The organism is Streptomyces sp. NRRL F-6676 (assembly GCF_000725625.1).
Classification (GTDB): Bacteria; Actinomycetota; Actinomycetes; order Streptomycetales; family Streptomycetaceae; genus Streptomyces.
In genome coordinates this window covers 38,551-52,370 of record NZ_JOHS01000049.1, presented here as the reverse complement: position 1 = coordinate 52,370, position 13,820 = coordinate 38,551, and the positions used below count along the sequence as shown (strand labels likewise).

12 protein-coding genes are annotated in these 13,820 nt (G+C 71.3%); all 12 read left to right on the top strand.

What is annotated here, in order from left to right:
* Positions 1-75 precede the first annotated feature (75 nt).
* The 12 genes from IO29_RS25105 (at position 76) to aroC (ending at position 13,803) form a co-directional block, all read left to right on the top strand.
* A complete protein-coding gene (locus IO29_RS25105) occupies positions 76-792 on the top strand; it encodes an MBL fold metallo-hydrolase (protein ID WP_030381755.1) in 717 nt (238 codons plus the stop codon).
* 13 nt (positions 793-805) lie between these two features.
* Positions 806-2,068 (top strand): histidine--tRNA ligase, encoded by a 1,263-nt coding sequence (gene hisS, locus IO29_RS25100; RefSeq protein ID WP_030381754.1) that lies wholly within the window; start codon positions 806-808, stop codon positions 2,066-2,068.
* Between the two features lie 294 nt (positions 2,069-2,362).
* Complete coding sequence (locus IO29_RS25095; RefSeq protein WP_030381753.1) at positions 2,363-3,028, top strand: vitamin K epoxide reductase family protein; 666 nt, start codon at positions 2,363-2,365, stop codon at positions 3,026-3,028.
* Between the two features lie 82 nt (positions 3,029-3,110).
* Positions 3,111-4,472, top strand: a complete 1,362-nt coding sequence (locus IO29_RS25090; protein WP_030381752.1) for a replication-associated recombination protein A — start codon at positions 3,111-3,113, stop codon at positions 4,470-4,472.
* A gap of 382 nt (positions 4,473-4,854) precedes the next feature.
* Complete coding sequence (gene rpsD, locus IO29_RS25085; RefSeq protein ID WP_030381751.1) at positions 4,855-5,469, top strand: 30S ribosomal protein S4; 615 nt, start codon at positions 4,855-4,857, stop codon at positions 5,467-5,469.
* 243 nt (positions 5,470-5,712) lie between these two features.
* Complete coding sequence (locus IO29_RS25080; protein WP_030381750.1) at positions 5,713-6,183, top strand: DUF948 domain-containing protein; 471 nt, start codon at positions 5,713-5,715, stop codon at positions 6,181-6,183.
* A gap of 7 nt (positions 6,184-6,190) precedes the next feature.
* Positions 6,191-6,547 (top strand): hypothetical protein, encoded by a 357-nt coding sequence (locus tag IO29_RS25075; protein WP_030381749.1) that lies wholly within the window; start codon positions 6,191-6,193, stop codon positions 6,545-6,547.
* Positions 6,547-9,219, top strand: coding sequence for an alanine--tRNA ligase (alaS, locus tag IO29_RS25070; RefSeq protein ID WP_030381748.1), 2,673 nt, complete (start codon positions 6,547-6,549; stop codon positions 9,217-9,219). The genes IO29_RS25075 and alaS overlap by 1 nt, the downstream gene beginning before the upstream one ends.
* The gene (ruvX, locus tag IO29_RS25065) at positions 9,219-9,683 is read left to right on the top strand and encodes a Holliday junction resolvase RuvX (RefSeq protein WP_030381747.1); all 465 of its coding nucleotides are present in this window, start codon (positions 9,219-9,221) and stop codon (positions 9,681-9,683) included. The genes alaS and ruvX overlap by 1 nt, the downstream gene beginning before the upstream one ends.
* Positions 9,684-9,808: 125 nt before the next feature.
* Positions 9,809-11,596, top strand: coding sequence for an endolytic transglycosylase MltG (gene mltG / locus IO29_RS25060; protein WP_030381746.1), 1,788 nt, complete (start codon positions 9,809-9,811; stop codon positions 11,594-11,596).
* 7 nt (positions 11,597-11,603) lie between these two features.
* Positions 11,604-12,440, top strand: coding sequence for a shikimate dehydrogenase (locus IO29_RS25055; RefSeq protein WP_030381745.1), 837 nt, complete (start codon positions 11,604-11,606; stop codon positions 12,438-12,440).
* 178 nt (positions 12,441-12,618) lie between these two features.
* The gene (gene aroC / locus IO29_RS25050; protein WP_030381744.1) at positions 12,619-13,803 is read left to right on the top strand and encodes a chorismate synthase; all 1,185 of its coding nucleotides are present in this window, start codon (positions 12,619-12,621) and stop codon (positions 13,801-13,803) included.
* The last annotated feature ends 17 nt before the right edge of the window (positions 13,804-13,820 follow it).

Here is a 13,820-nt window from a genome sequence, read left to right as displayed (position 1 = left end):
CGCCCGTCTCCGTACGCAGTCCATGTCCGGCCGTACGGCGACGAACGGCGGCAGAAGACGACAAGAAGGACGAACGTGCTCATTGCCGGATTTCCCGCCGGTGCCTGGGGGACGAACTGCTACCTCGTCGCCCCCGCCGCCGGTGAGGAGTGCGTGATCATCGACCCGGGCCACGAGGCCGCCCAGGGAGTCGAGGACGCGCTGCGCAAGCATCGGCTCAAGCCCGTCGCCGTCGTCCTCACCCACGGCCACCTCGACCACGTCGCCTCGGTCGTGCCGGTCTGCGGCGCCCACGACGTACCGGCGTGGATCCACCCCGACGACCGCTACATGATGAGCGACCCGGAGAAGGCCCTCGGCCGCTCCGTCGGCGCCCAGCTGCTGGGCGAGCTGACCGTGGGCGAGCCCGACGACGTGAAGGAACTGGCCGACGGCGCCGTGCTGCCCCTGGCCGGCCTGGAGTTCTCCGTCGCCCACGCGCCCGGCCATACCAAGGGGTCGGTGACCTTCGGGCTGCCCGAGGCGGCGGACATCCCGCCGATCCTCTTCTCGGGCGACCTGCTGTTCGCCGGCTCCGTCGGACGCACCGACCTGCCCGGCGGTGACACGGAAGAGCTGCTCGCGTCGCTGGCCCGCGTGTGCCTGCCGCTCGAGGACTCGACCGTGGTGCTGTCCGGGCACGGTCCCCAGACGACCATCGGCCAGGAGCGCGCCACCAACCCGTATCTGCGGCAGGTGGCCGCGGGCAGCCGCGACAGCGGCACGCCCGGCGCTCCCCGACGAGGAATGTGACGAGAAACCCTCCGTGAGCACTTTCAAGGCCCCCAAGGGCACGTACGACCTGCTGCCGCCCGACTCCGCCACGTTCCTGGCGGTGCGCGAGGCGATCGCCCGGCCGCTGCGCAACTCCGGCTACGGCTACATCGAGACCCCCGGCTTCGAGAGCGTCGAGCTCTTCGCGCGCGGCGTCGGCGAATCCACCGACATCGTGACCAAGGAGATGTACGCCTTCGAGACCAAGGGCGGCTCCCGGCTCGCCCTGCGCCCCGAAGGCACCGCCTCCGTGCTGCGCGCCGCCCTGGAGGCCAACCTCCACAAGGCGGGCAACCTCCCGGTCAAGCTCTGGTACTCGGGCTCCTACTACCGCTACGAGCGCCCCCAGAAGGGCCGCTACCGCCACTTCTCCCAGGTCGGCGCCGAGGCGATCGGCGCGGAGGACCCGGCGCTGGACGCCGAGCTGATCATCCTCGCCGACCAGGCGTACCGCTCGCTGGGCCTGCGGAACTTCCGCATCCTGCTCAACAGCCTCGGTGACAAGGAGTGCCGCCCGGTCTACCGCGCCGCCCTCCAGGACTTCCTGCGCGGCCTCGACCTCGACGAGGAGACGCTGCGCCGCGCCGAGATCAACCCGCTGCGCGTCCTCGACGACAAGCGGCCCGACGTCCAGAAGCAGCTCACCGACGCCCCGATCCTGCGGGACTACCTCTGCGACGCGTGCAAGGCGTACCACGAGGAGGTCCGCGAGCTGATCACCGCGGCGGGCGTCGCCTTCGAGGACGACGCGCGGCTCGTGCGCGGCCTGGACTACTACACCCGGACGACCTTCGAGTTCGTCCACGACGGTCTGGGCGCCCAGTCCGCGGTGGGCGGCGGCGGCCGCTACGACGGGCTCTCCGAGATGATCGGCGGCCCCGCGCTGCCGTCGGTCGGCTGGGCGCTGGGCGTGGACCGTACCGTGCTGGCGCTGGAGGCGGAGGGCGTCGAACTGCCGCTGCCGTCCGTGACGAGCGTGTACGCGGTGCCGCTCGGCGAGGAGGCGCGACGAGTGCTGTTCGCCAAGGTGACGGAGCTGCGCAAGCTCGGGATCGCGACGGACTTCGCGTACGGCGGGAAGGGGCTCAAGGGCGCGATGAAGAACGCGAACCGGAGCGGGGCGCGGTTCGCGATCGTCGCCGGCGAGCGGGATCTCGCGGAGGGCGTGGTCCAGCTGAAGGACATGGAATCCGGCGACCAGACGCCGGTCGGCCTCAACGAAATCGTCGCGGAACTGGAAACCCGTCTGGGCTGAGGGGGCAGAGGGTTCCCCGCGCCTCCATCAGGGGTGCGGGGAACCGCGCGTCTTTCGGGGGTCCGGGGGCTTGCCCCCCGGGGACGGGAAGGGCAGGGGCGGCGGGGGCGAGAAAACGAACGCCCGCCCCCACGCTCGCTCACCCGTACCCCCGCCCCGTCCTTCGATGGCGTGAACCCGGCCCCCCGCACCCCCCAACCACCCCTCCTTATCCGCAGCGAACGGTGAACAACCCTCCCCGTACGGCACAATGACCGTGCCCACCCACCCCACCCAAGCGACGGAATCGGCGTGATGAGCAAGACGACAGTCAGGGACGCCTCCACAGAAGCCACCGACCCGGAGCCGGAGCACACCCCCGCGCCCCGCACGGTCGGCGCCGGCCGCGTCTTCTCCGTGATGCTGGTGATCACCGGCGCCCTCGGCCTGCTCGCTTCCTGGGTCATCACCCTGGACAAGATCAAGATCGCCGAGGCCAAGGCCGAGGGCAGGACGTTCACACCGAATTGCAGCATCAACCCGATCGTCTCCTGCGGCAGCGTGATGGAGAGCAAGCAGGCCGCGGTCTTCGGGTTCCCCAACCCGTTCCTCGGCCTGGTCTGCTACGGCATCGTCATCTGCGTCGGCATGAGCCTGCTCACCCGCGCCCGCTTCCCCCGCTGGTACTGGCTGACCTTCAACTTCGGCACGCTCTTCGGCGTGGGCTTCTGCACCTGGTTGCAGTTCCAGACGCTGTACGAGATCAACGCCCTGTGCCTGTGGTGCTCCCTGGCCTGGGTGATCACGATCACCATGTTCTGGTACGTGACCTCGCACAACGTGCGCAACGACTTCCTGCCCGCACCCCGCCCGGTGAAGAACTTCCTGAAGGAGTTCACCTGGGTCCTGCCGGTCACCCACGTCGGCATCATCGCGATGCTGGTCCTCACCCGCTGGGGCAGCCAGCTCTGGGCCTCCTGAGCCTCCCGGGGCCGCAGGCTCCGCGGGCCCCGCCCCGGCGGCCGGCCGCGCATTGTCGGTGGCGTGACTTAGGGTTTTCTCCGTGGAACCCGACCTGTTCACCGCCGCCGCCGAGGAACGCCAGGAGAAGGACCCGGCCGCCAGCCCCCTGGCCGTCCGGATGCGCCCCCGCAGCCTCGACGAGGTGGTGGGCCAGCAGCACCTGCTCAAACCCGGCTCCCCGCTGCGCAGACTGGTCGGCGAGGGCACCTCCGCGGGCAGCCCGGCCGGCCCCTCCTCGGTCATCCTCTGGGGCCCGCCCGGCACCGGCAAGACGACCCTGGCGTACGTCGTCTCCAAGGCGACGAACAAGCGCTTCGTGGAGCTGTCCGCGATCACCGCCGGCGTCAAGGAGGTCCGCGCGGTCATCGACGGCGCCCGCCGCGCCATCGGCGGCTACGGCACGGAGACGGTCCTCTTCCTCGACGAGATCCACCGCTTCAGCAAGGCGCAGCAGGACTCCCTGCTCCCGGCCGTCGAGAACCGCTGGGTCACGCTGATCGCCGCGACCACCGAGAACCCGTACTTCTCGGTCATCTCCCCGCTGCTCTCCCGCTCGCTCCTGCTCACCCTCGAACCCCTCACCGACGACGACCTGCGCGGGCTGCTCCGCCGCGCGCTGGCCGACGAGCGCGGGCTCAAGGGAGCCGTCGCGCTCCCCGAGGAGACCGAGGCGCATCTGCTGCGGATCGCCGGTGGAGACGCCCGGCGCGCGCTGACCGCCCTGGAGGCGGCCGCCGGCGCCGCGCTGGACAAGGGCGAGCCGGAGATCGGCCTGACCACCCTGGAGGAGACGGTCGACCGGGCCGCCGTGAAGTACGACCGCTCCGGCGACCAGCACTACGACGTGGCCAGCGCCCTCATCAAGTCCATCCGCGGCTCCGACGTGGACGCGGCGCTGCACTACCTGGCCCGCATGATCGAGGCCGGCGAGGACCCCCGGTTCATCGCCCGCCGGCTGATGATCTCCGCCAGCGAGGACATCGGCCTCGCCGACCCGAACGCGCTGCCCACGGCCGTCGCCGCCGCCCAGGCCGTCGCGATGATCGGCTTCCCGGAGGCCGCGCTCACCCTCAGCCACGCCACGATCGCCCTCGCGCTCGCCCCCAAGTCCAACTCCGCGACGACGGCGATAGGCGCCGCCCTGGAGGATGTGCGCAAGGGGCTCGCGGGCCCCGTCCCGGCACATCTGCGCGACGGGCACTACAAGGGCGCCGCCAAGCTCGGCCACGCCCAGGGGTACGTCTATCCGCACGACCTGCCCGAGGGCATCGCCGCCCAGCAGTACGCCCCGGACGCCCTCAAGGACCGCTCCTACTACAACCCCACCCGGCACGGCGGGGAGGCCCGGTACGCGGACGCCGTGGAGTGGACCCGCAAGCATCTCGGCCGCAAGCAGCCGTAGGGAAGCCCCGGCGGCCGCCCGGTCGAGAGCAGCCCCGGCCGCCCTGTAGACTCGCCCGGAGTGCTGCGTCCCGTGTCGGCCCCGGTCGACGCCACCAGAGCGGGACAAGCAGCCGGAACCTCTTCGCCGCAGGGCGTAGGAGGATCCAGGAGCGTCGCGCACCGTCGAAGGTGTCGCGGGCAGCCCACCACCACCCCCGCGGTCCGTACGGATCCGGCGGGGCACCGGTCGGTGGGCCACTCGCGTGCTGCACGTATGTGCCCAGATCAGGGGAGCGGCTGCCCGGCAGGTCCGGTTGACCGGACCCGGCGGGTTTCCCCGGCTGCGGATGCGACCTCCCGTAACCCTGGTGAAGCCGTAAGCGAAGAGAAGAGAAGAAGAAGTGGCGAACCAGTCCCGCCCCAAGGTCAAGAAGTCGCGTGCCCTCGGCATCGCGCTGACCCCGAAGGCCGTCAAGTACTTCGAGGCCCGTCCCTACCCGCCGGGCGAGCACGGCCGCGGCCGCAAGCAGAACTCGGACTACAAGGTCCGGCTGCTCGAGAAGCAGCGTCTGCGCGCGCAGTACGACGTGTCCGAGCGTCAGCTCGTCCGCGCCTACGAGCGTGCCGCCAAGACGCAGGGCAAGACCGGTGAGGCCCTGGTCATCGAGCTCGAGCGCCGTCTCGACGCGCTGGTCCTGCGCTCGGGCATCGCCCGCACGATCTACCAGGCCCGCCAGATGGTCGTCCACGGCCACATCGAGGTCAACGGCCAGAAGGTCGACAAGCCGTCCTTCCGCGTCAAGCCGGACGACGTCGTCATGGTCCGTGAGCGCAGCCGTGAGAAGACCCTCTTCTCCATCGCCCGTGAGGGCGGCTTCGCCCCCGAGGGCGAGACCCCGCGCTACCTCCAGGTGAACCTCAAGGCCCTGGCGTTCCGCCTGGACCGTGAGCCGAACCGCAAGGAGATCCCGGTGATCTGCGACGAGCAGCTCGTCGTCGAGTACTACGCCCGCTGATCACTCCTCAGCGGACGCGGCACACACCGTGTGCCCGGGCCCGTCGCCCCGCCCTCGTGGCCGGAGCGGCGGGCCCCGGCCGTTCCCGGCGCCTGCCGCCGGGCCTCGGGGTTTCCGGCGGCAGGCGCCGGTAATGCGGTACGGAAGGGCACCCCGGGCGCGATAGGCTCGGGGGCACTGCTTTTTTGATTTTTCCGATGGTTTCGAAGTGCAGGCACGTTTTCAGGGAGCGGGTGCGCGCAGGTGTCCGGTGGAGAGGTGGCCGGGATCCTGGTGGCCGTGTTCTGGGCGATCCTGGTCTCCTTCCTCGCCGTGGCACTGGCGAGGCTGGCCCAGACGCTCCGGGCGACCACCAAGCTCGTCGCGGACGTGACCGAACAGGCCGTCCCGCTGCTGAACGACGCCTCCGCCGCCGTGCGCTCGGCGCAGACGCAGATCGACCGGGTCGACGCCATCGCCACCGACGTCCAGGAAGTCACGTCGAACGCCTCGGCGCTCTCCACCACCGTCGCCTCCACCTTCGGCGGCCCCCTGGTCAAGGTCGCCGCGTTCGGCTACGGCGTACGCCGCGCCCTCACCGGCCGCCGCGACGCGCAGCCGTCCGCCGCGGAGCCCCGGAGCGAAGTGATCGTCGGCCGTACCGTCCCGGCCGCCCGCCGGGGCAGGCGCGCACAGCGGGCCGCCGACCGCGCCCACCGCGAAAAGGGGAACTGACCCAGCCATGTTCCGCCGTACGTTCTGGTTCGGCACCGGCGTCGCCGCAGGCGTCTGGGCCACCACCAAGGTCAACCGCAAGCTGAGGCAGCTCACCCCCGAGAGCCTCGCCGCCACCGCGGCCACCAAGGCGCTGGAGACCGGCCACCGGATCAAGCACCGGGCGGTCGGCTTCGCGCTCGACGTCCGCGACAACATGGCCCGCCGGGAGGCGGAACTGGGCGACGCGCTGGGCATCAACGCCCCCGTCCCCGACCGTGAACTCCCCGCGCCCCGGCGGTACTCCGCCATCGAGAACCACGACACACCGCGGTACGTCGAGAGGCCGACGTACCACTCGTACAACCGGAATGAGGACCACTGATGGAGTCGGCCGAGATCCGCCGCCGCTGGCTGAGCTTCTTCGAGGAGCGCGGGCACACCGTCGTCCCTTCGGCGTCGCTCATCGCGGACGACCCGACTCTGCTCCTCGTCCCCGCCGGCATGGTGCCCTTCAAGCCCTACTTCCTGGGCGAGGTCAAGCCGCCGTTCGACCGCGCCACCAGCGTCCAGAAGTGCGTGCGCACGCCGGACATCGAAGAGGTCGGCAAGACCACCCGGCACGGCACGTTCTTCCAGATGTGCGGCAACTTCTCCTTCGGCGACTACTTCAAGGAGGGCGCCGCCAAGCTCGCCTGGGAGCTGCTCACCACCCCCCAGGACAAGGGCGGCTACGGCCTGGAGCCCGAGAAGCTCTGGATCACCGTCTACGAGGAGGACGACGAGGCCGAGCGCATCTGGCGCGACATCGTCGGTGTCCCCGCCGAGCGGATCCAGCGCCTGGGCAAGAAGGACAACTTCTGGTCCATGGGCGTCCCCGGCCCCTGCGGCCCCTGCTCCGAGATCAACTACGACCGCGGCCCCGAGTTCGGCGTCGAGGGCGGCCCCGCCGTCAACGACGAGCGGTACGTGGAGATCTGGAACCTCGTCTTCATGCAGTACGAGCGGGGCCAGGGCATCGGCAAGGAGGACTTCGAGATCCTCGGCGACCTGCCGAGCAAGAACATCGACACCGGTCTCGGTCTCGAACGCCTCGCCATGATCCTCCAGGGCGTGCGGAACCTGTACGAGATCGACACCTCCATGGCCGTCATCGACAAGGCCACCCGGCTGACCGGTGTCGCCTACGGCGACGCCCACGACTCGGACGTCTCGCTGCGCGTGGTCACCGACCACATGCGCACCTCCGTGATGCTGATCGGCGACGGCGTCACCCCGGGCAACGAGGGCCGCGGCTACGTGCTGCGCCGCATCATGCGCCGCGCCATCCGCAACATGCGCCTCCTGGGGGCCACCGGCCCGGTCGTCAAGGACCTCATCGACACCGTGATCGAGATGATGGGGCAGCAGTACCCGGAGCTGATCACCGACCGCGAGCGCATCGAGAAGGTCGCCCTCGCGGAGGAGGCCCGCTTCCTCAAGACCCTCAACGCCGGCACCAACGTGCTCGACACCGCCGTCTCCGAGACCAAGGCCGCCGGCTCCACGGTGCTCGCCGGCGACAAGGCGTTCCTCCTCCACGACACCTGGGGCTTCCCCATCGACCTCACCCTGGAGATGGCCGCCGAGCAGGGGCTGTCCGTGGACGAGGACGGCTTCCGCCGTCTGATGAAGGAGCAGCGGGAGCGCGCCAAGGCCGACGCCCTGGCCAAGAAGACCGGCCACGTCGACCTGGGTGCCTACCGGGAGATCGCCGACGCCGCCGGTGCCACCGACTTCATCGGCTACACCGACACCGAGGGCGAGTCCACCGTCGTCGGCATCCTCGTCGACGGCGTCTCCTCCCCGGCCGCCACCGAGGGCGACGAGGTCGAGATCGTCCTCGACCGCACCCCGTTCTACGCCGAGGGCGGCGGCCAGATCGGCGACACCGGCCGGATCCGGGCCGACTCCGGCGCCGTCATCGAGATCCGTGACTGCCAGAAGCCGGTCCCGGGCGTCTACGTCCACAAGGGCGTCGTCCAGGTCGGCGAGGTCACCGTCGGCGCCAAGGCCCAGGCCTCGATCGACGACCGCCGCCGCAAGGCCATCGCCCGCGCCCACTCGGCCACCCACCTCACCCACCAGGCGCTGCGCGACGCCCTCGGCCCGACGGCCGCCCAGGCCGGTTCCGAGAACCAGCCCGGCCGTTTCCGCTTCGACTTCGGCTCCCCGTCCGCCGTCCCGACGGCCGTGATGACCGACGTCGAGCAGAAGATCAACGAGGTGCTCGCCCGCGACCTCGACGTCCGCGCCGACGTCATGGGTATCGACGAGGCCAAGAAGCAGGGCGCCATCGCCGAGTTCGGCGAGAAGTACGGCGAGCGCGTGCGCGTGGTGACCATCGGCGACTTCTCCAAGGAGCTGTGCGGCGGCACCCATGTCCACAACACCGCCCAGCTCGGCCTGGTCAAGCTGCTCGGCGAGTCGTCCATCGGCTCGGGTGTGCGCCGGATCGAGGCCCTGGTCGGCGTCGACGCGTACAACTTCCTGGCCCGTGAGCACACGGTCGTCAACCAGCTGACCGAGCTGGTCAAGGGCCGCTCCGAGGAGCTGCCCGAGAAGATCGCCGGCATGCTCGCGCGGCTGAAGGACGCCGAGAAGGAGATCGAGAAGTTCCGCGCCGAGAAGGTGCTCCAGGCCGCCGCCGGCCTCGCCGAGTCCGCCAAGGACGTGCGCGGGATCGCCGTGGTCACCGGGCAGGTCCCGGACGGCACCTCCGCCGACGACCTGCGCAAGCTGGTCCTCGACGTGCGCGGCCGCATCCAGGGCGGCCGGGCCGTCGTGGTCGCCCTGTTCGCCGTGAACAACGGCAGGCCGCTCACGGTCATCGCCACCAACGAGGCCGCCCGCGAGCGCGGTCTGAAGGCCGGTGACCTGGTGCGCACCGCCGCCAAGACCCTCGGTGGCGGCGGTGGCGGCAAGCCGGACGTCGCCCAGGGCGGCGGCCAGAACCCGGCCGCCGTCGGTGAGGCCGTGGCCGCCGTCGAACGCCTCGTCACCGAGACGGCCCAGTAGTGCGCCGGGGACGCCGCCTCGCGATCGACGTCGGGGACGCCCGGATCGGGGTCGCCTCCTGCGACCCCGACGGGATCCTCGCCACCCCGGTGGAGACGGTCCCGGGGCGCGACGTCCCCTCCGCGCACCGCAGGCTGAAGCAGCTCACCGAGGAGTACGAGCCGATCGAGGTCGTCGTCGGGCTGCCGCGCTCCCTCAAGGGGGGCGAGGGCCCAGCGGCGGCCAAGGTGCGCGGCTTCGCCCAGGAACTGGCACGGCTGATCGCGCCCGTGCCGGTACGCCTGGTGGACGAACGGATGACGACCGTCACGGCGAGCCAGGGACTGCGCGCCTCCGGGGTGAAGTCCAAGAAGGGCCGCTCCGTGATCGACCAGGCAGCCGCTGTGATCATCCTTCAGCAGGCGCTCGAATCCGAACGGGTGTCAGGTACCTCTCCCGGCGAGGGCGTCGAAGTGGTCATCTGATCGCGATACGGTAACGTTCCGCGCGATGCGGATGGGGTTCGAACAGCCACCGCACAGCAAGAGGCGGGACGAAAGCCGGGCCAGGGGGCACGGCGCTACGGAGGCCTCGCGGCTCTAGGGGATCGATGACTGAGTATGGCCGGAGCCCGGGCTCCGAACCGTGGCATCCCGAGGACCCGTTGTACGGGGACGGCGGATGGGGAGGACAGCAGGCCCCCGACGGCCAGTCCCCCTACGGCGGCCATCAGCAGCCGCAGCAGCAGGGTTACGGCGACTGGAGCCAGGCGCAGCAGCAGCCCGGCTACGACCAGGGACAGCAGCCCTACCAGCAGTACCCGGAGCAGCACGGCCAGCACGGTCAGCCGTACCAGGGTCACGACCAGTACGGACACGTGTACCAGGACGTGCAGGGCGGCGGCTACCCCCAGCAGGACGGTCAGCAGTACGCCGGTCACGTTCAGCGGCAGTACGGGCAGGGCCAGGGCGACGGCGGCTGGGACGGCGGCGCGCAGCAGCCGCACCCCGGCGCGCCCCAGCAGCCGCAGGCGCCGGCCGGGGCCCAGCCGCACCTGCCGTACGCCGCCGGTCAGGGCGACCCCTACGCCGCGCAGACCGCCGCCGACCCCGGGACGCACCAGGACTGGGACCCGGGCCCGCCCGAGGAGGAGGAACACCCCTTCTTCGCGGGCGACCCGAGCGGCCCGCAGGACGACGACCCCGCCGGCGACTCCGACGACCCGGAGGACCGGGACGCCCCCGACGGCCGCCGCGGCGGCAAGGGGCGCACCGCCGAAAAAGGCGGCAAGGGCGGCAAGGACAAGGGCAGGAAACGCCGCAACGGCTGCGCCTGTCTGGTGGTCGTCCTCGTCTTCGGCGGCGGCCTCGGCGGTGTCGGCTATGTCGGTTACCAGTTCTATCAGAACCGTTACGGCACGGCCCCCGACTACGCCGGCAACGGCACCGGCGAGAACGTGACGGTGACCGTCGACAAGGGCACCAACGGCGCCGCCATCGGGCAGCTCCTGAAGAAGGCCGGCGTCGTCAAGAGCGTGGACGCCTTCGTCGCCGCCCAGGCCAACAACCCCAACGGGAACACCATCCAGGCGGGCGCCTACACGCTGCACAAGAAGATGTCCGCGGCCAGCGCGGTCGCCCTGATGCTCGACCCGAAGAGCCGCAACAACCTGGTCGTCTTCGAGGGCGAGCGCAACACGGCGGTCTACGCCGACCTCGACAAGAAGCTCGGCCTGGACAAGGGCACCACCAAGGGCGTCGCCGAGAAGAAGTGGTCGAAGCTCGGCCTGCCCAGCTGGGCCAATACCGACGACGACATCAAGGATCCGCTGGAAGGGTTCCTCTACCCCTCCAGCTACGCCGTCTCCAAGGGCATGAAGCCCGAGGACGTGCTCGCCGACATGGTCAACCAGGCCAAGAAGGAGTACGCCGGGTTCGGCCTGGAGGCGAAGGCCAAGAGCCTGGGCCTGGACAGTCCGCTCCAGGTCCTCACCGTGGCGAGCCTCGTGCAGGCGGAGGGCAAGAACAAGGACGACTTCGAGAAGGTCGCCCGAGTCGTCTACAACCGGCTCAAGAAGGACAACACCGAGACCTACGGACTGCTCGACTTCGACTCCACGGTCAACTACCTGCGCGGCGAGTCCAAGCTCGCCACCGGTTCCGTCAACCAGCTGCGCCAGCTGGACGACCCGTACAACACGTACAAGATCAAGGGCCTGCCGCCCGGGCCGATCGACAACCCCGGCGAGGTCGCGATCAAGGCCGCGCTCAACCCGGCCGAGGGCGACTGGTACTACTTCGTCTCGGTCAGCGAGGACAAGACGCTCTTCGCGGAGACCAACGAGGAGCAGAACCGGAACCGCCAGAAGTACCTCGACGGCCAGCAGAACGGACAATGACCGCCCCATGACCGGCACCGACAGCAGCCGCCGGGCCGCCGTGCTCGGCTCCCCGATCGCCCACTCCCTCTCCCCGGTGCTGCACCGTGCCGCCTATGCGGAGCTGGGGCTCAGCGGCTGGTCGTACGACCGGTTCGACGTGGACGAGGCGGGGCTGCCGGGGTTCTTCGAGGAGCTCGGCGCCGAGTGGGCGGGCCTGTCGCTCACCATGCCGCTCAAGCGGGCCGTCATCCCGCTGGTCGACGAGATCAGCGAGACGGCGGCCTCGGTCGAGGCCGTCAACACCGTGGTGTTCACCGCGGACGGCCGCCGGCGCGGCGACAACACCGACATCCCCGGCATGGTCGCCGCGCTGCGCGAACGCGGCATCGCACAGGTGGACTCCGCCGCGATCCTCGGCGCGGGCGCCACCGCCTCCTCCGCGCTCGCCGCCCTGGCCCGCGTCTGCACCGGCGAGGTCGTCGCCTATGTGCGCAGCGAGGCCCGCGCCGCCGAGATGCGGCAGTGGGGCGAACGCCTCGACGTGCCGGTCCGCACCCGTGACTGGGCGCACGCCGAGGAGGCGCTCGGCGCGCCCCTGGTGATCGCCACCACCCCCGCCGGCGCCACCGACGCGCTGGCCGGCGCCGTGCCCGAACGGCCCGCCACCCTCTTCGACGTCCTCTACGACCCCTGGCCCACCGCACTCGCGGCGCGCTGGTCGGCGTACGGCGGTGCCGTCGTCGGCGGGCTCGACCTGCTCGTGCACCAGGCCGTCCTCCAGGTCGAACAGATGACCGGGGTGCCGTCCGCGCCGCTGGAGGCCATGCGGAAGGCGGGAGAGCACGCCCTGGCGGCGCGCTGAGCACCGCCGGAACCACGCCTTCGCCGTCCCGCTGTGTGGACCGACCGCCGGTTCCCTCCGGGGGACGTGGGAGGATTCGGGACGGCGGGCCGGCATCGCGCACCCGGTCACGCCGTCGCCGTACGCGAGGACGCGCGTACGGGGGGCAGTGTCGGGGCGCGAGCACTGAGGAGCTTCGTTGAGCAGGCTGCGTTGGCTGACCGCGGGTGAGTCCCACGGTCCCGCACTTGTCGCGACGCTGGAGGGCCTTCCCGCCGGCGTGCCGATCACCACCGACATGGTGGCCGACCACCTGGCGAGGCGACGGCTCGGCTACGGGCGCGGCGCCCGGATGAAGTTCGAACGCGACGAGGTCACCTTCCTCGGCGGGGTGCGGCACGGGCTGACGCTGGGCTCCCCGGTCGCGGTCATGGTCGGCAACACCGAGTGGCCGAAGTGGGAGCAGGTCATGGCGGCCGACCCGGTCGACGCCGAGATCCTCGCCGGGCTGGCCCGCAACGCCCCGCTGACCCGCCCCCGCCCCGGCCACGCGGACCTGGCCGGCATGCAGAAGTACGGCTTCGACGAGGCGCGGCCCGTCCTGGAGCGGGCCTCCGCCCGGGAGACCGCCGCCCGGGTGGCCCTCGGCGCGGTGGCCCGGTCGTACCTGAAGGAGACCGCCGGCATCGAGGTCGTCTCCCACGTCGTGGAGCTGGCGGAGGCGAAGGCGCCCTACGGCGTGTACCCGACGCCGGCGGACGTGGAGCGGCTGGACGCGGACCCGGTGCGCTGCCTGGACGCGGACGCCTCCGCGGCGATGGTCGACCGGATCGACCAGGCCCACAAGGACGGCGACACCCTCGGCGGCGTCGTCGAGGTGCTCGCATACGGCGTGCCGGTGGGCCTCGGCTCGCATGTGCACTGGGACCGGCGGCTGGACGCCCGGCTCGCCGCCGCGCTGATGGGCATCCAGGCCATCAAGGGCGTCGAGGTCGGCGACGGCTTCGAACTGGCGCGCGTGCCCGGCTCGCAGGCGCACGACGAGATCCTCGCCACCGACGAGGGCATCCGGCGCTCCTCCGGGCGCTCCGGCGGCACCGAGGGCGGCCTCACCACGGGCGAGCTGCTGCGGGTGCGGGCGGCGATGAAGCCCATCGCGACGGTGCCGAGGGCGCTGAGGACGGTGGACGTGGCCACCGGCGAACAGGCGCAGGCCCACCACCAGCGCTCGGACGTGTGCGCGGTGCCGGCGGCCGGGATCGTGGCGGAGGCCATGGTCGCGCTGGTCCTGGCCGACGCGGTCGCGGAGAAGTTCGGCGGCGACAGCGTGCCGGAAACCCGCCGCAACGTCACCTCCTACCTCGAGAACCTGGCGATCCGGTGAGCGTCGTACCGGTCGTC